Source organism: Nodularia harveyana UHCC-0300 (genome assembly GCF_034931085.1).
Classification (GTDB): domain Bacteria; phylum Cyanobacteriota; class Cyanobacteriia; order Cyanobacteriales; family Nostocaceae; genus Nodularia; species Nodularia harveyana.
Map to the genome: position 1 here is coordinate 72,518 of NZ_JAYGHG010000004.1, position 16,929 is coordinate 89,446.

General features: G+C 39.8%; 20 protein-coding genes. 6 read left to right on the plus strand and 14 right to left on the minus strand.

What is annotated here, in order from left to right; genetic code table 11:
- Window positions 1-249 precede the first annotated feature (249 nt).
- Complete coding sequence (locus tag VB620_RS04010) at window positions 250-1,401, plus strand: extracellular solute-binding protein (protein ID WP_323194852.1); 1,152 nt, start codon at window positions 250-252, stop codon at window positions 1,399-1,401.
- 24 nt (window positions 1,402-1,425) lie between these two features.
- Here the strand turns inward: VB620_RS04010 and VB620_RS04015 are convergent, their stop codons facing one another.
- The 3 genes from VB620_RS04015 to VB620_RS04025 all read right to left on the minus strand — a co-directional run bounded on the left by VB620_RS04015 (window position 1,426) and on the right by VB620_RS04025 (window position 3,576).
- Window positions 1,426-1,950 (minus strand): hypothetical protein, encoded by a 525-nt coding sequence (locus VB620_RS04015; RefSeq protein ID WP_323194853.1) that lies wholly within the window; start codon window positions 1,948-1,950, stop codon window positions 1,426-1,428.
- 62 nt (window positions 1,951-2,012) lie between these two features.
- Window positions 2,013-2,822: a class I SAM-dependent methyltransferase gene (locus VB620_RS04020; protein WP_323194854.1), complete on the minus strand. Its 810-nt coding sequence runs from the start codon at window positions 2,820-2,822 to the stop codon at window positions 2,013-2,015.
- 142 nt (window positions 2,823-2,964) lie between these two features.
- Window positions 2,965-3,576, minus strand: a complete 612-nt coding sequence (locus tag VB620_RS04025; protein WP_323194855.1) for an exopolysaccharide biosynthesis protein — start codon at window positions 3,574-3,576, stop codon at window positions 2,965-2,967.
- A 244-nt stretch (window positions 3,577-3,820) separates the two neighbouring features.
- On the opposite strand from VB620_RS04025, the gene VB620_RS04030 reads away from it, so the two are divergent.
- Complete coding sequence (locus VB620_RS04030; RefSeq protein ID WP_323194856.1) at window positions 3,821-4,027, plus strand: hypothetical protein; 207 nt, start codon at window positions 3,821-3,823, stop codon at window positions 4,025-4,027.
- A gap of 10 nt (window positions 4,028-4,037) precedes the next feature.
- Here the strand turns inward: VB620_RS04030 and VB620_RS04035 are convergent, their stop codons facing one another.
- The 6 genes from VB620_RS04035 to VB620_RS04060 form a co-directional block, all read right to left on the minus strand.
- Window positions 4,038-4,232, minus strand: coding sequence for a hypothetical protein (locus VB620_RS04035; RefSeq protein ID WP_323194857.1), 195 nt, complete (start codon window positions 4,230-4,232; stop codon window positions 4,038-4,040).
- Between the two features lie 84 nt (window positions 4,233-4,316).
- Window positions 4,317-4,964, minus strand: a complete 648-nt coding sequence (locus VB620_RS04040) for a DUF3226 domain-containing protein (RefSeq protein WP_323194858.1) — start codon at window positions 4,962-4,964, stop codon at window positions 4,317-4,319.
- A 2-nt stretch (window positions 4,965-4,966) separates the two neighbouring features.
- Window positions 4,967-6,124: an AAA family ATPase gene (locus tag VB620_RS04045; protein WP_323194859.1), complete on the minus strand. Its 1,158-nt coding sequence runs from the start codon at window positions 6,122-6,124 to the stop codon at window positions 4,967-4,969.
- Between the two features lie 91 nt (window positions 6,125-6,215).
- A complete protein-coding gene (locus VB620_RS04050; protein WP_323194860.1) occupies window positions 6,216-6,818 on the minus strand; it encodes a Uma2 family endonuclease in 603 nt (200 codons plus the stop codon).
- Between the two features lie 66 nt (window positions 6,819-6,884).
- Window positions 6,885-8,015, minus strand: coding sequence for an aldo/keto reductase (locus VB620_RS04055; protein WP_323194861.1), 1,131 nt, complete (start codon window positions 8,013-8,015; stop codon window positions 6,885-6,887).
- Between the two features lie 91 nt (window positions 8,016-8,106).
- Entirely contained in the window at window positions 8,107-8,598 is a 492-nt protein-coding gene (locus VB620_RS04060; protein WP_323194862.1) for a bifunctional nuclease family protein, read from the minus strand.
- 339 nt (window positions 8,599-8,937) lie between these two features.
- Between VB620_RS04060 and VB620_RS04065 the strand changes: the two genes are divergently transcribed.
- Window positions 8,938-9,600 (plus strand): riboflavin synthase, encoded by a 663-nt coding sequence (locus tag VB620_RS04065; protein ID WP_323194863.1) that lies wholly within the window; start codon window positions 8,938-8,940, stop codon window positions 9,598-9,600.
- 80 nt (window positions 9,601-9,680) lie between these two features.
- Here VB620_RS04065 and VB620_RS04070 read toward each other — a convergent pair whose 3' ends face one another.
- Entirely contained in the window at window positions 9,681-11,354 is a 1,674-nt protein-coding gene (locus tag VB620_RS04070; RefSeq protein WP_323194864.1) for a peptidoglycan DD-metalloendopeptidase family protein, read from the minus strand.
- Window positions 11,355-11,443: 89 nt separating this feature from the next.
- Window positions 11,444-12,256, minus strand: a complete 813-nt coding sequence (locus tag VB620_RS04075; RefSeq protein ID WP_323194865.1) for a biotin--[acetyl-CoA-carboxylase] ligase — start codon at window positions 12,254-12,256, stop codon at window positions 11,444-11,446.
- A 70-nt stretch (window positions 12,257-12,326) separates the two neighbouring features.
- Between VB620_RS04075 and pgeF the strand changes: the two genes are divergently transcribed.
- The 3 genes from pgeF to VB620_RS04090 all read left to right on the plus strand — a co-directional run bounded on the left by pgeF (window position 12,327) and on the right by VB620_RS04090 (window position 15,008).
- Complete coding sequence (pgeF, locus tag VB620_RS04080) at window positions 12,327-13,121, plus strand: peptidoglycan editing factor PgeF (RefSeq protein ID WP_323194866.1); 795 nt, start codon at window positions 12,327-12,329, stop codon at window positions 13,119-13,121.
- Window positions 13,122-13,267: 146 nt separating this feature from the next.
- Window positions 13,268-14,086 carry a metallophosphoesterase gene (locus tag VB620_RS04085; protein ID WP_323194867.1) on the plus strand — a complete coding sequence of 273 codons (819 nt, stop codon included), beginning with the start codon at window positions 13,268-13,270 and terminating at the stop codon, window positions 14,084-14,086.
- 88 nt (window positions 14,087-14,174) lie between these two features.
- Window positions 14,175-15,008, plus strand: coding sequence for a metallophosphoesterase (locus VB620_RS04090; RefSeq protein WP_323194868.1), 834 nt, complete (start codon window positions 14,175-14,177; stop codon window positions 15,006-15,008).
- A gap of 295 nt (window positions 15,009-15,303) precedes the next feature.
- Here VB620_RS04090 and VB620_RS04095 read toward each other — a convergent pair whose 3' ends face one another.
- Genes VB620_RS04095 through VB620_RS04105 form a run of 3 tightly spaced genes read right to left on the minus strand, consistent with a single transcriptional unit; the run spans window position 15,304 to window position 16,870 of the window.
- Window positions 15,304-15,843: a hypothetical protein gene (locus VB620_RS04095; RefSeq protein WP_323194869.1), complete on the minus strand. Its 540-nt coding sequence runs from the start codon at window positions 15,841-15,843 to the stop codon at window positions 15,304-15,306.
- Entirely contained in the window at window positions 15,840-16,133 is a 294-nt protein-coding gene (locus VB620_RS04100; protein ID WP_323194870.1) for a hypothetical protein, read from the minus strand. Before VB620_RS04100 ends, VB620_RS04095 begins: the two co-directional genes overlap by 4 nt.
- A complete protein-coding gene (locus VB620_RS04105) occupies window positions 16,133-16,870 on the minus strand; it encodes a TIGR04255 family protein (RefSeq protein ID WP_323194871.1) in 738 nt (245 codons plus the stop codon). The genes VB620_RS04100 and VB620_RS04105 overlap by 1 nt, the downstream gene beginning before the upstream one ends.
- Window positions 16,871-16,929: the final 59 nt, after the last annotated feature.

Sequence of the window (16,929 nt, forward strand, 5' to 3'; positions counted from 1 at the left end):
CTTCTGGATATTTTCTTCATGTTACGCAGTTTACAGGTGATATCAACTTTACTTTTGAATTATTTAATTTTTCCCAAAATTTATCAAGATATGATCAGTAAATATTTTCCCCCCGCTTTGGAGTTCCTAGCATCTCACTGAGTTTGACCTGACGTATTCTGAAAATACAGTCTCATAAGCAATTAGGGTATAATTTCACATATTTGATTTATGTATAGTCAAAAGTCCAAAATTCAAAATTCAAAGTTGATGCAAAGACGATCTTTTTTGATGGGTGCTGGTGGACTGGCTCTTTCACAGATGTTAGTTGGTTGTGGTAATAGCAACCAGACTCAATTCCATATCCAGTTATTAAAAGGTTCCATACCCGGTCAGATAGTTCGTCAGTTTCAGAAAAGTCTACAGCAAAAAATCGAGTTAAATTTTACTCCTGTTGAGCAGATACAGGATTTATTTAAACAATTGCAAGGTTGGCAAAATCCATCAAAAACCACTGATGAATCATTTTGGAGTCGTTTTATCCCATTTAGGGAATCCTCACCAGCAGTTGCATCTGACTTAGTGACATTAGGCGATTATTGGCTGAAAGCCGCCATTGAACAGAAATTGATTCAACCACTAGAAGAAACAGAGGTAAAACAGTGGTCTGCTTTAGATAAAAGGTGGCAACAACTGGTAACGCGCAATGAGCAAGGAAATCTGGATACTCAAGGCAAAGTTTGGGCTGCTCCTTACCGTTGGGGTAGTACCATAATTATTTATAACCGTCAAAAATTTCAGAGTTTGGGTTGGACACCAGAGGATTGGAATGATTTGTGGCGAGACGAATTGCAAGACCGAATTTCTGTAGTCAATCAATCTAGAGAAGTCATCGGTCTAGTTTTGAAAAAGCTAGGAAAATCCTACAACACAGAAAATCTCGACACCATACCAGAGTTAGAAAATGAACTCAGGAAATTCAACCGACAAGTCAAGTTTTACAGTTCCAATCATTACCTAGAACCGCTCATTATTGGAGATACTTGGCTAGCTGTTGGTTGGTCTAGCGATATCATACCCTTGCTGCCGCGTTATCCCCAATTGACTGCATTGGTCCCCAAATCAGGAACAGCAATCTGGGCGGATTTATGGGTACGTCCCAAAGGAGTGAAGCAAGATACTTTTTCATCCCAGTGGGTTGATTTTTGTTTGCAACCAACGATTGCGGAACAAATATCTCTGTTAACTAGAAGTAATTCGCCAATTTCTTCTAATAATGTCCCATCTGACCTTCAGGAACCATTTAAAAGTCTATTACAGAGTAATAGTGAAGTTTTCGACAAAAGCGAATTTCTGCTGTCCTTATCTCCATCAGTAATTGAGCAGTATGAGTCTTTGTTTGCCAAAATTAAGCAAGAATAGGAAATTAGGTTGACTAGCTAGCTTTTAGAAAGAACGCAACAATCCTAATCTATTTTGACTATTTATCTGGATACGGCATGATGCTGGAGTTGTGACAAAATTACAGGTATAAGTTGCCAAAAGGTTGTTTTGATCATTCAAAACTCGCAAATTGTGACTTTCCTGTCTAGCACTGTTACCTAAGCGATTTACAAAGTCGTAGCGTTCTATATAGTCTAGCAAGCTCCAAATTTGCTGATTAACTATGAGGTCAACTCTAGCAGGTTCTTTGTCGTTAGCTGGATATGTGATCCATTTATCTAAAAGCTTGTTTTGTGAATTTTGTTTTTCCCACCATAAACTAGGTGTAGTTAATCCTTCTGGGTTAATGGTATTGACTGTGATTACAGTACCTTGAGACTCATGTTCCACAGGCGCATCTGAAGGCGATGGGATTGGGGCTATTTCTGCTAGTGAAGGTGAGATTGGTATCAGAAAAATTGTACTGAGGTGAATAGTTAGCAGTAAAAAGAGCGATATTTTGGGGCTAAATAATTTGTTTCTCAGCATAAACCTACAGCATTTTTAATTCACGCTTAATCTTTAATGTGGTGATCATTTATCGGTGTTGGCTAAACTTTGAGGGCAAAAAAACGAAGTCTTTTGTAGTCAGCCTTCCAAGTACCATCACAGTACATTTGCGGTGAAAGTAACTGCTCTACATGATGAACAAGTTGTGTTTTTTGGTCAGGAGATAATCCTGATATGAAGTTGCCCGCAAACATTTTAATCCAGTTGGCTATTCCGGCTTGTTTGTCTGCTAAGGGAGTGGGACGGTTAAATAGGATGGCATAAGTGACATCAAAACCTTGCTTTTCTAAGAGGGTGGTGTATTCGCCAATGCTGGGAAAATACCAAGGATTTGATATTTCTAGTTTGGGGATACCCAGTACGTCTAAACCACTGTACAAAGCTTCGGTTATGGCCTGTACGTTTCCTTTACCACCCAACTCGGCGACAAAACGCCCTCCTGATTTTAGTGCTTGATGCACACAGGCGATCGCCGCTTCTGGTTCTTTGACCCAATGCAAACTCGCGTTAGAAAATACTGCATCTAATGGCTGGTCTAGTTGAAAGTTTCTGGCATCAGCGACATCAAATAATAAATGGGGATAGTTTTGTTTAGCTTTCTCAACCATCGCAGATGCACTATCAATTCCCATTACCTCTGCACCACTCAGAGAAATTTTTTCAGTGAGTTGTCCCGTACCACATCCCAAATCCAAAATGGATTCTCCTGGTTGAGGATTGAGCAATTCCAGCAATTTTTCTCCATATTCCCAAACGAAAGCGTGTTGCTCTTCATAAAGGTGACTATCCCAATCATTATTAGGGGGAATTTCAGGAGAAAATTCGGGGTTTTGGTAAGTATCGTTTTTCATGATGACTTTAATCAGCTTTTAAACAGGTATACAATCAATATTTTTATTAATAAACTCTAGAAAGATTAGCATTTTTATCCAGTAGATAGACAATATGGAATTATTTTTATTTTAAAGTAAGTTCTTCGTAGACTGGTATAGTCTACCGAAAAATACTAGGTATTAAATAAGTAGCTCCTGAATATAATACATAAAAAGCAAACCCGAAAAACAAAGTATTTAAAATAGTGATGATATAGCCCAAAGCCATCAATATGCCATCAGATTCAATGGTCGCTACTGCCAAGAGTAACATTCCAATAGCGGGAACCGAATTGGAGAAAGGAGGATATGGCGACATTAATAATAATGCTAACCAAGTAAGACATATTCCATTGATACGCCAAGTCATCTGATGTTGAGTAAGTTTTTCAAAACGCGGGCGGGAGATTTTTTCTAAGCACTTAGTGAATCGTTGTAAGTTTTGTAATAATTGTTGGGCAAACCAATGTGGAAATTTTATACTAGCAATCTTTTTTGGTAGCCAAGGTTTACGCCTTCCTAAAGCCATCTGTGCTGACATCAACAAGCAAGTAATACCAAGAGCGGTGCTGAAGCCTGGTGGTGTCGGAAATAAAAAGGGTAATACTAATAATGCAATGACTAAGCTAAAACCGCGTTCTGAAGTTTCTGAGATGATATTACCTAGAGTCAGTGGGTTTTCCGCTAGGCGTTGCAGGAGTAACTTCACGTCTTGAGAAAATCTCAGGGCCATTAGATTTCAGGTAATGATAATTTAGGAAGTAGCAATAATTTAATTGACTGTAATTTATATTAACTAGTTCGGGAGTTTGAGGAGAAAGTTGAGAGTTTAATGAAATATTGTTTTTGATCATAGGTGCAATTAACAGAACATAACAGTGGAAAACATGAGTATGGTGAACAGACTGATGATGGTGCAGTAGTTATCCTCATAGCAGTACTGAATTTTCATACTGTTACTTATTTGTAGGAAATCGATGACACCTCAAGAATTTTTAGAAAATTTAGCAACAGCTACTACAGATCCCGAAAAACTCAAGGTTGTTGCTGAATATCTGGAAACAACTGCGATGGACAATGCTACTACCCCAAAATGGCGCAGGATTCCTTACAGTTCTGAAATTGAAATGGCGCTGAATAATTTGGCTTTTCATTTAGAGGGACTGGCGGAAATGGAAAATTGATCTTGTGCTTTTAATTGCCTTGTTCCATCCATTCTCGTGCTGCTTTCTCGGCTGCTTTGGGCGTATAGTAAAGCTTACGCTCACCAAATACTGCGCCACCAGGACTAATTAACCGGAACTGCCAGGAATCATCTTCTTCAGTATAAAACACTGTTAGGGTAACGTTATGAATGCCAACAACTAAGTGAATTTTGGTGGTAGTCATTAGTGGTCTCTCAACGTTTACCCTTTTTTTATCATATTTAATATATTTATAGGGTGCAATTAGCTTATTCTAAATATCACCAGGTTATAAATCGTACAAATTTTTAAACCAGTTAACAAATACCTGTGCCTTTGGATGCTTTGGATGCAGAATTTTCTCTTCAATAGCATTATGTAGTTGTCGTCCTGGTGGATCTTGCCATGCTAACCATGTGTAAATACAAGCTTTATCATGATGAAAAGGTATAAATTTTGCTCCTCGATTTTTTGATTCTGCGACTATTTCCTGAGCATATTTCCAGAGTGGTTGGTTTTCATGAGAAATCATATAAGCTAAAAAAGTTTCTAGCATACCTTTTTGTTGGTTATCTGGCATAATCCAGATACCAAATTTAATTCCAGTATTAGTAATATGAATAAGTCCGGTTTCAGGTATTTCTTGAGGAATATCACGAATACTTGGTAAACAAGCATTTCTAATACTTTCCCAACTAGTCGATGAATTTTCATCTGCGTCTAGTATCAAACCAAGATGGGTCAATCCTGTTCCTTTCAGTTGAGTAGATATCCAATGACTATTAAAATCATTACTACCGCGAGGTTTGATATAAACTGGTTCGTTACCTCTTGGCCAAGGAGTTCCATTCGCTTCGATAAGATACGGTATTACTCGCTTATCTTGGTCACCCTCAACAATTAGCCGCTTTGTCGATTTCTCCTCCTTGCTTGGCATTATTAACGAACCTCAATATTTTCTTCAGCAGCAATCACAATTTCAGGTTCAATAAAAACGATACTTTTTTCTTTACCTTTTTCAATTCTATGAATTCTAATACCATCTTCAGTTGTATCTTCTTGTTCTGCAATATCGGCTAAACTTTGCCAACAATCACTATTATGTGTAGTGGCAAAAACTTGTACATTTAATTTTTTGGCTGTTTGCCAAATCATTTTCCACATATCGGACATGGTAGTAAAATGGAGTCCCGTATCAATTTCATCTATAAATAAATATCCATCTTTAGCGCACACAGTAGCTAGTATAATTCCTAAGATGCGCCAAATACCATCCCCCATACTGCCAATTGGTACACGCTGTTTACTATCAGCAAGACGTACATAAAAGCCAGTATGTGATTCAGCAGAACGTAATCTCATCATTTGACTAGCTTTTTGGACATTGGCTGGAGCAATACGTTCAATTTTTTTATCAATAATTCTCAGTGCTTCCGTTACTAATTTTTCTTCAGGATTTAACACTACTTCATCAAAGAACTCTGTCATTTTCGCAGTATTTAGAGAAGAAGAATTAATAAATATAGTTCTAGGTGCGTTATTTTTTTCATCCCGGCTAGAACCTTTAATTAATTTTAAATCTAAACAGTTATTATCTGATAAACGTAAGTTTAAAAATTCTGTTTCTTCTTCTTGCTGCCAAATAACTTTTAAATTTATGGCTTTTGTGACATGACTAAATAAAAAATCGGCAATAAATTTTTTTTTGACTTCCTCATCCAAATTAGACTCATTCAAAGAAGAATAAATCTGTGATTTTTGTTCAACTATAGTTATAGAAAAATTCTCTTTAACATCATCGTTAATTCCTGAAATTGAAAATGTATTATCTAGCTGAAATTCATGATTATAAAATAAATGAGAGATATCAAGTTCACGTTCTTCTCTGAGATTATCACTCCAAAAATATTCACCGCGATTGATCATTATTTCACCGAGTGGCTCAAGATTAGTCCGTGAGCATAAGAGTTGAATAGCTTCTAATATGGATGTTTTACCACTGTTATTTTCACCCACGAGCAGATTAATTCTACCTAGCTGCTGAAGCTCGAAAGATTTGAAACCTCGAAAATTCTCTATTTTTACGCTCTTTAACATAATTTTTTAGCCAGAGACAACAAAGAGCTAATGACTGGTGTTAGTAAAAGTAGTTGTGATACTTCTCACTTTAGCAAAACTAGCGTCTGCTTCAACTGTATTCATCAACATTCGACTCCACAGGCTCAAATTTAACTTTGTTGTATAAATCTTGTAGGGAAATTTCAAAGGGTATAGTATTGAGTGCGATCGCCTGATCTTCCTCATCATACTCACGTAGCGACCATTGCTTTTTCCCAGTCTTAGAAAATTGCTCTACATGAATCCGGGTTTGGTCAATTAGTAAATACTCTTGAAACGTAGAAATAGTTCGGTAAGCCTCAAATTTATTCTCACGGTCATAGCCTTTGGTCGATTTTGATAAAACCTCAAAAATCACCTGTGGATTAACAATTATATCTTTTCGGTTATTGAAAAATTCTGGTTCACCTGCCAAAATCATCACATCAGGATAAGTATAGATACGCTTTTGCGGTATCCATAGACGAACATCACCCATAAAAACTCGATAGTTTTGCCGTTTGAAAGCAAAATTCAACTCACTACTTAGGTTGAGTGCGATTTGGTTATGATCTATTGTTCCACCTGCCATTGGAATTATTTCCCCGTCAATATATTCGCTTTTATAATCAGCAGCCTCTTCTAAGGCTAAATATTCCTCTGGCGTATAATATCGCTGTTGTTTGACTTGCATAGTTTTTTCCTGTAGCGATGCCTACAAATATTCTAACGTGTTCAGTCCAATCATCTTAATTACGAATTATTCCCACAGTCTTCTTCTATTTTTACCGCTTAATCTTTCGTGAGTATCTTCTAGTAAAGCAGGAATATTTAAGTTTTCTGGACATCGCGGTAAACATTCACCGCATTCTGTACAACGGTTAGCTTTCATTCCAGGGAACCAGTGACCAGCATTTTCAAACATTCCATAACGATATTTTCCATAATCATTCATTTCATAGGCTACTGCCAGATTTCTTAACCTTAGAATTTCGGGAATATGGATATTTTCTGGACAAGGTAAACAGGCATAACATTGGCTACATTTATCAGTTTCTAATGTAGTTTTTTGATATTTTTCTAACTGTTGAAATGCTAAGATTTCCTCTGGCATTAATTGATGATCGCTATCAGCAAATGCTAACGGTTCTTTTAATTCGTCTGGGTTAGCTGCACCAACACTCAAGGTAGTAATCCGATGATCACTGAGTAAAAATCGATAATTTAATTCTAAAGGTGAATAAGGCTGACAAAGGTCTATTAATGTTTGGGGTGGGGTGTAGAGGCGACCACCTTTATCAGCTGGGGAAATGATAAAAATGCCCATGTCCTTTTCAGTAGCTAACTGAATTGCTGGGGTATGACGTTGGAAAAAATAGTAATAATGGAGATTGACAAATTCAAAAAAGTCTGTATTGATTGCTGATAGAATTATATCTAATGAACCGTGGGTGGAAAAACCAACGTGTCGCACTCGACCGTCATCAACAGCTTCCTGGACGGCTTTCATGCAGCCATTGTTGGCTTGTACCCACTGGAGATGCTCCCAAGTATTTAAGCCATGAATCCCTAAGCAATCTAGATAATCGAGATTTAATCGTTCTAGGGATTCGTTGATGCACCGACGCATACTATCAGCATCATTTGTCGGCGGGATTTTGGTGGTGATGCAAACCTGAGAACGGGGTAGTGATAGTCCGCTTTTGATAGCTGCACCGAGATACTCTTCACTTTTGCCATAACCTCTGGCTGTTTCGAGATGATTTACTCCCAAGGCTAGTGCTGTGGCTATGGTCTGGCGAGCATTTTCGCTATCAGCCAAGTAGCGCATTGTTCCCAAAGAGAAAACCGAGAGGTATAGGTTTGTTTTTCCAAAGCGTCGGTATTGCATAGGCTTGGTGGTGACTAAGAAGATGAGGAAGAGATGAGGCTAGAGAAAATGATTTTGCCACAAATCCCAGTCCCCAGTCCCCAACTCCCAGTCACTGATTACCAAAGCGCTTAATTAAGTCTTCAGGACGAAGATTGGAGATAAATTCCCGGAAGGCTTGCTGTTCTGCTTCATCAGCGTCACGATCTACAGGGATGGAAGCATCAGAAACTACTTCTTCCATGACCCAGATGGGTGAATTGGTACGGAGAGCAATGGCGATCGCATCGCTGGGACGCGCATCAATTTCTTTTTTGATTTCACCCTGCTGAACAATTAAGGCTGCATAAAATGTGTCCTTTTGTAAGGAGTGAATAATTACTTTTTCTAGAATCATGGAACATGACTCTAAAAGATTCACAATTAAATCGTGTGTTAATGGCCTGGGAGGCTTTTGATTTTCTAACGCCCCCATAATTGCCTTCGCCTGTTCCTGTCCAATATAAATTGGCAAAGCCCGCCGATCTGAGGCATCTTTCAAAAGTACGATGGGACTGCGGGTTATGGCATCTAATGCTATGCCAGCGACTCTCATTTCAATCATTGTCTAAGCCTCTACAATCCTGTTAATGATTGGGCGCTCTGTCATAAATAATACCCTTTTCTTCGGTAACTTTGAGGTGAGAATAAACATAACCATTGTTCTCTATAATTGCTTCTATTAAACCGTGAACTTCTGGAGAAGACCAGAGTAAGTCAATGTGGTCTACTTAGAACATAACCTTATTAACCAAGTATGCCTTGTGAATGATACGAATGTGTTAATAAATTTATAATAAAAACAGTCAGAAATTATACTTAAAATGTTCGGCATTAATGTCAGAATTACAGTGAATTTTGGGCAGAATTAGACAATAACTAGAATAAGTTTGAGAAAAAAGCCGTGTTTACAGGATTAATCCAAGCCATAGGAACAATGAAAGGGTTAGGGGGCGACTCTTGGCAAATTACCTTTGTAAGTCAGTCTTCTGTAGTCATTATGCAGGATTTAGCTTATGGCGATAGTGTGGCTGTAGATGGTGTTTGTTTAACAGTGGAGAAAATTTTAAATAATGGGTTTATCGCCACTGCTTCACCGGAGACTCTGCGCCGCACGACTTTAGGAGATGAGGAAATACAAGGGAAATACGTCAATTTAGAAGCGTCCCTGCGGGTGGGGGGCAAAGTAGGCGGTCACTTTGTCATGGGTCATGTAGATGGTAGAGGTCAATTAGTGGCTGCTGAACAAACAGCTAGTTCTTGGGAAATGACTTTTACTGCACCCGAAGCGATCGCGCGGTATATTGTCCCCAAAGGTAGCATTGCTGTAAATGGTATCAGCCTCACCGTAGCTGCTTATGAACCGGAATTATCTCAGTTCACAGTTGCAGTTATTCCCCTGACCTATGACGAGACAAATCTCCACGATCTTGTTCCTGACAGTTGGGTAAATTTAGAAGGGGATATTCTCGGTAAATACGTTGAGAAATTTCTTTCTCCTGCTGGAAAACACTTAAAAACCGATATGGTAACACCTGAGTTTTTAGCAGAAAATGGGTATGTGTAAATTAGGGAGCAGGGTGTGGGAGGTGTGGGGGGAAAGATTGTTACTTCCCAATCCCTAATACCCAGTTCCCAGTCCCAGTCCTAGCTATCTGGTTCTCCTGTCACTCTAGCTGTTTGTAAAGCTTGTACTAGCTGATTGAGAGCAACTTGTAATTGTACACCTGAGTCAACAGCAACCCAACCTTCTGGTTTGAGGTGGCGGACTTCAAAGTGTAGGTGAGGCCCTGTAGAGTTACCAGTGCTACCCACTCGCCCAATGATAGTTCCTTGTTCTACCTTTTGACCGGGTTGCACAAATAATTCTGACAAATGAGCATAAAGGGTTTGTTCGGCGGAAGGGTGATTAACAATGACGGTTAAACCATAACCACCCATCCAGTTAGCAGTTTGCACTGTACCGTCTCCGGCGGCTATGACTGGTGTACCTGTAGGCGCACCTAAATCTGTGCCGGCGTGGAAGCGGCGATCGCCTGAAATGGGATGAGTTCTCCAACCAAACATGGAAGTAATCCGAGCCGGGATTGAAAGAGGAAAAATCATATCCCCATCACCACGATAAGCCAGGTTCCCGGTAAAGGGAATTTGTGGCAATACCGAGGCTAGTGGGAAGTCATAAGCCACTTTACTAGTGCGGGGTGCAACATTAGCTGCTGTCATTGGTGGGGGTAGAGTCTCACCACTAGATGCGATCGCCGACCCCTGGTTTGAAGTACTTACGAAATCGCTGGGTTTAGGGAGAAAACGCCTCAGTCCAGATGCAGTTTTACTCACACCACTAGATGCAGTCTGTCTATTATTAGTGGCTACTGGTCGCACTACTGGTTGAGCTACTGGTTGAGCTACTGGTGTATTAATAGCTACTGGTCGAGCCACTGGAGCATTTTCTACTGGAGTATTTTGGCTAGCTTTCAGCCAATTAGGTGTAGTTTTAGCATCAGAACTAGCTACTGGCTGATTCTGTGCAGATGGCACACAACTACTACTTAATACACTTTCCCCAGATGGTAAAACGGTTTGACAACCACTAGAGCGTTCTGTTAGCACCACCGAGTTAGGTGCTTTATAAGTAGCCTGGGTGTTAGTGCTGTAATTGGTAGGATCAAGATAGACGTTATTATAATCCTTGGTTTTCCCAGCCGTTGCAGTAGTGGCGCTGTTGGAGCTATTTGAAGGTTGGGCAATTTCTGGGAGTTTCTCCGGTAAAGTGCGGAGTTTCGGAGGTTGAGCTACTTCAGTTTTAGGTTTCTCCAAAATGACATTTGCTTTGGGAGTAGAAACCTGAGTTTTAGGTGTTTCCAAAGTCACACTTGTCTCTGGAGCAGAAACCTCAGTTTTGAGTTTCTCCAAAATGACATTTGCTTTGGGAGTAGAAACCTCAGTTTTGGGTTTCTCCAAAGTCACACTTGTCTCTGGAGTAGATACCCCTTGTCTACTACGTAATCTTTCTGTCAAGTCAGCTTGACGTTGTACGAGATCCGACTTTGCTGGAGATGGTACAGCAGAAACAGTATTTTTCTCAACCTTAGTTGGAATAACTACATTTGCTGACGAACTTTCAGTAGTAGGAACAATATTATCTATACCCGTTTCTGTTTGGGCAATTGCCAAGCCGCCACTTAAGAAACTAGCACTACTCAGCAAGAAAAAACTTTGTGCTGGTAGAGTAGATGCATAGATATGGAGCAGATTTCCGTAAGGATTCCGTTTTTTTGAGTTATTTAAATCGTGATGGGCAGATTTATGGCGCTGCGTCATTGTTTCTCTCAGTTGTTTTAAATTAGCCTAAAGAGATGATGTCAGTGGTTTGTATTGCCCAGAGAGCGAAATTTTGAACAAACCTCAAATCAAATAGAAGATTTACTGTAACCCAAGCTAATTGTACCGGGTTCGACATAAATTTCTGGTTTGTTTATCTGATTGGGATCATACACGTCAAAAGATACATGGAGTTTCCCCTGTGAAGTTACGCCCACCACAGTGCCTAAAAGATTATTGATATACACCTGATCACCGATATTTGTCAATAAATCTAAATATCGAGACAAGAGTACATTTATTCCTTCTTGGCTGAGACAGTCTATACCGGATTTTATCCCGGATAAAACAGTGGAAGTGAGCATTTCTAGACTAGAAATAGCCTGAGTCGGCTGGGAAAGTTGCCAAGATTGGAGATTGATGCCAGTATCTGGTACTGAATTAGTCCAGTTAATCCCGACACCAACCACTGCTTGTATGATCTTGCCATTGTGGACTTTTGTTTCCGTTAAAATACCGCCGAGTTTGCGATTCTGCAATACTAAGTCATTAGGCCATTTTATGCCCACACTTATACCGCACTGACGCAATTCAGCCGCAATTCCCCAAGCAGTAGCTAAGGTGAGCTGATAACTATCACTAGCTTCTAGTGTAGGTACAAGACCTACCGAAAGATATAGTCCCCCTGTTGGAGAAATCCACTCACGCCCCCATTGTCCTCTACCAGCAGTTTGCTGAGTAGCAATTACTACGGAATTTTTATCCGCCCCCTGTTGCAGTAAAGCCCACAGAGTCTGATTAGTTGACGGAACAGTTTCAAAAATATGTAAGGACGTTGGTAAATCACTATACCTCAGTCCCGATTCTAAATGATTTTCCCAGAGTTGCCGATTAAATCCCACAGCAGTTAACCGAAATCCCGTTGTTCAAGTTAGCATTGATTGATTGATTTCTGTTGAGGTTTGGTTCAAGATGCACACTTGGAACTGGCACAATTGGCAAGGACTACCCTATCTTACTTGTAGTCTTCTCCAAGATTGGCAACACGGCTTTTTTACTCAGCAGTTTTGGCCGCGATCGCCTGAAGATCTAACAAAAGTTCTGCACCCAGAAGCACCAGCTTATCGTTTAAAACAGGTACATGGCAATATAGTTCTGACTCCCCAAGAAATCCATAGCAAGTTAACAGCAGGTGGAAACGATGTTACAGGGTCAGGAGATTCCGTTTTGGCTTTGGGGGACGGTTTAATTACCGAACAGCAACTACAAGCTGTGTGGGTAGCCAGCGCCGATTGTACACCTGTATTGATTGGGGATGTTAAAACTCGACAAGTAGCCGCACTACACGCGGGTTGGCGGGGGACAGCTGCGAAGATTGTTCCTCAAGCGATCGCCCGACTACAAGACCAAGGTAGTCAACTCGATGATTTACGCATTGCTATGGGACCCGCCATCGGCGGTGAAGTTTACCAAGTGTCTCTGGAGGTAGCGGCGGAAATTGGCGCTAGCATTACACCCCACACAGCAGAAAAGCAAATTATTGATGCTTTACATCAGTTACCCAATTCACCCCTATTCCCAGACCCCAACCCCGGAAAAGTTAAGTTAGATGTGCGCCGAATTAATGCTTTACAAATGGAAAATTTGGGTATTAGCACCGCACAAATAGCGATCGCCCCTCACTGTACTTACCAAACACCAGAATATTTCTTTTCTTATCGTCGAGACCAACATAAAAAAGTTCAATGGTCAGGAATTGTCAGCTAACTAACAATTAAAGGATGATGTTTTAGCTAAACTGTCTCTATCATTCTATAAGCTTCGGTCACAAGTCGATCAAGTTAAAAAATACATACATTAATTGGCAGTTAATTATCTGTATTACTCTATAATTAAATTTTACTAAAGATGTTATGCACTGGTTGTTATCTGGACCGTTGAGTATACAGAGATTAACGGTTAAGATTACAGATTTACCTGTATCTTTACAAGGTAAGAAATTGGTGCAAATGTCGGACTTTCATTATGATGGTCTGCGACTGTCGGATAAATTATTAGCACAGGCGATCGCCACTAGCAACCAATTAAAACCAGATTTAGTCTTATTAACTGGCGACTATGTAACCACCACCCCAGAACCCATACACACCCTAGCCTCACAACTCAAACAACTACAAAGTCAAGCTGGTATTTATGCAGTCCTGGGTAACCATGATATTCGTCACAAACACTCAAAAAGCGAAATTACCCACGCCCTCACCAACATTGGCGTTAACGTCCTGTGGAATCAAATCGCCTATCCTTGGGGAATAGAATTGCCATTAGTAGGACTAGCAGATCGTTATTCCCCAGAATTCTATCCCGCAGCAGTCATGAACCAACTCCACCCCGACACACCTCGGATAGTCTTATCTCATAACCCAGATACTGCGGAATTATTGCAAGCATGGCGCGTAGATTTGCAATTATCGGGTCACACACACGGCGGACAAATCGTCATTCCAGGAATCGGTCCCATATTACTTTGTTACCAAAAAATTCAGCAACAAATTCGATATCCCTTTCCCTCTAGGCGAAAAAAAAGCTTTTTCATCCACCATTGGGAATGGGCGCAAGGTTTACATCAACTGGGAACCAATCAACTATATGTTAATCGCGGGTTAGGAACTTATTTACCAGGACGTTTATTTTGTCCCCCAGAAATTACAGAAATTATCCTCCAAAGAGCATAAATCATCCTGAAGTTTTGACATTAAATGAAGAGGATGTTTGAATTTTTGATAAGCTGTAAATACTGGTATAAGGAGTATCTGTTGCACTATGCACTGGTTGTTTACCGGACGTTTAAGAGTAGATGAATTAACGGTTAAGATTGCGGATTTACCAAAATCTTTACAAGGTACAAAGCTGGTACAGTTGACAGATTTTCATTATGATGGAATCAGAATTTCTGAAGAATTATTAGCACAGGCTATAGAAGCCACTAACGAAGCCGAACCCGATATAATTCTCTTAACAGGTGACTATGTAACCGATGATCCTACACCAATTCACCAACTAGCCTCACGACTCAAACATTTACAAAGTAGTTCTGGTATTTACGCCGTACTCGGAAATCACGATATACATTACAAGCATTCAAAAACAGAAATCACATCTGCACTAACTAGCGCTGGGATTCATGTCCTGTGGAATGAAATCGCCTATCCTCTAGGAAAACAATTACCCATAGTAGGGCTAGCTGAATATTGGTCACGGGAATTTAACCCCGCACCAGTAATGGATATACTCAATTCTGATACACCCCGCATTGTCTTATCCCACAATCCAGATACTGCCAAAATTTTGCAAAAATGGCGAGTAGATTTGCAACTATCTGGACATACTCACGGAGGTCATATTGTCATCCCAGGATTTGGACCTGTGATTTGTCATTATCAAAAGTTCCTCAAAAAACTTCCTGCAAAAATCCGCCGTTGGAAACCATTATTACTAGGAGATTGTGGGAAAGTCGTGCAGTATTGGGAATGGACAAAAGGTTTTCATCAAGTATCTCAAAATCAGTTATACGTCAGTCGCGGTTTAGGAACTTATCGCCCAGGACGTTTATTTTGTCCCCCAGAAGTGACTGTAATTACTTTAGTCAGCCTCTAGTTATTCATAAACCGCCACGAGTTACGATGGAAAAGTATCAGTAACCTATGGCGGCTTATTAAATTTACAATTTTGTGAGAAAATTTCAGAAATAGCTTACAATAACTCAAGTAAAGTGGACAGTTTTCGTAACTTTTCTTAATATTTGGATCTTTATGGGTCAGTTTAGCTAGCGGTATCTATATTATTGACAACACGCCAGGAGTCAACAGTAACTATTCCTGAAATACTGGAGAATCGCCCCATTCACTTACATATTCACACTATTAAACAATAGTGCCAGTAATTTTTCTCTCTAAAAACGTGGAATTGAAGACGGCAAACCAACTCGCATAAATAATCTTGCGAATGCTTGAGAAAAGTGTTCTAAGTAAGGAGATTTTAACCGCCACCTAGAACCGATATCTGTGGAGTGTTTCACAATATATTCATAAGGTAAACTATATATTTCTCTAAAATTTACAACCAGAGCTTCCCTATTATTGCCAGGGTCAGTTGGCGATGCAAGTAGATGTAAACCCTCAATTTTACCCTTTAAAACCTCGTTCCACTTTCCCTTTTTGGCAAATTCTGAGTTGGCTTCCTCAAATTCTAAAATATGATTAATTGTACATACAACTACTTGACTAACTTTTTTGTTATCTAAATCACAACTTTGAGTGAGAACAATTAAATCTAGTTCGTTTACTTCTACCTCTACTTCTTGAGTTTCATTATTTTTTTTTCCAAAAGTTGTAGGGTCAAATAATGGGACTGGTACAAGACACCCAGGCAGGTAATCACCTTGCCTGAGAGTTGGTTCATTAACCTGCACCCAAAAAGGGTCTATTATCATTCTTCCTCTAAAAAATAGGGCATGGGTTTTTTACGCCCCTTGAACTGGGCGCGCATCACTACCCGCTCTGAGCGTTTTGGTGGAACTACATTGTAATCTACTTCACCAATAGTTTTAATAGATTCTAAGTATTCTTTGATCTGAATTAAAACTTGCAAAGCATTTTCTGTGACCTCTGCTATTTTTCGTCCTTCTGGACTTTGTAACTGAGAGGTAGCTCTTGGCTCAAGTACAATTAATCTGGGTAGGGTTAAGGTGTCATTAGGACGTGGAGGGGTTATTGTAGCCATTAGTTCATCAACTCCCTTGTATATTCTGTAATGCAAGCCTCAAAAGCTCTGTTCTTCTGTTCGTGCATTTGTTCCACAATGTTCCAAAGTTCTATTCCATTTTGGGGAATATCCCGTTCTAGAAACAAGTCTAAATCCAACAATATAGAAATAAAATCAGGTGTTGGAGGAGGAACTAGTGCTTGGTTGATAACAAGCATTGTTGCTAGTTTCTCTTGAGGAATTTGTAGCTGCATAAAATAGCCACTTAGTCCTTGCGGCAAGTTAGAGGAAACTTCAGGAAATGTCCTTAAGTAATCTTTTAAATCACCAACAGGTAGTGGAATATCTAGCCTGTTAATATACCTTACCGCTAACCGAGTAATGGCCTGTGGATCTACCAAAGACTGATAGATACTCCACAGTCGCTTTGCTTCATCCCGAAATGTTTCCCAGCAGTCGTAGGGAGCAAGCCGACTGAAAGTGAAGCCATCCAAACGTAATTGCAGAATCTGCTTTTGGTCGTCGCTAAAGATCCTGTAGCCGATTTGAGATTGGCTTGCTGTAGCCTCAACACTAGCACCAGCAGTCATTTGCCCCTGAAACATAAGCATTTCTTCTCGCTTGGGGTACTCTGTTTGAATACTTAAATATACCTGTGCCAAAATATCAAGGTTAACTTCTTGTGGAAGTTGAACTTGTATATCAATCAATGCTTCAGTTATTGGAGGGCGTGAGTAGTGTTTTCGTGCTTGCATACTAATTATCGTAAACTGCCTGTGTCAACAGAGGCAATGTACATTACAATCCTTTTACA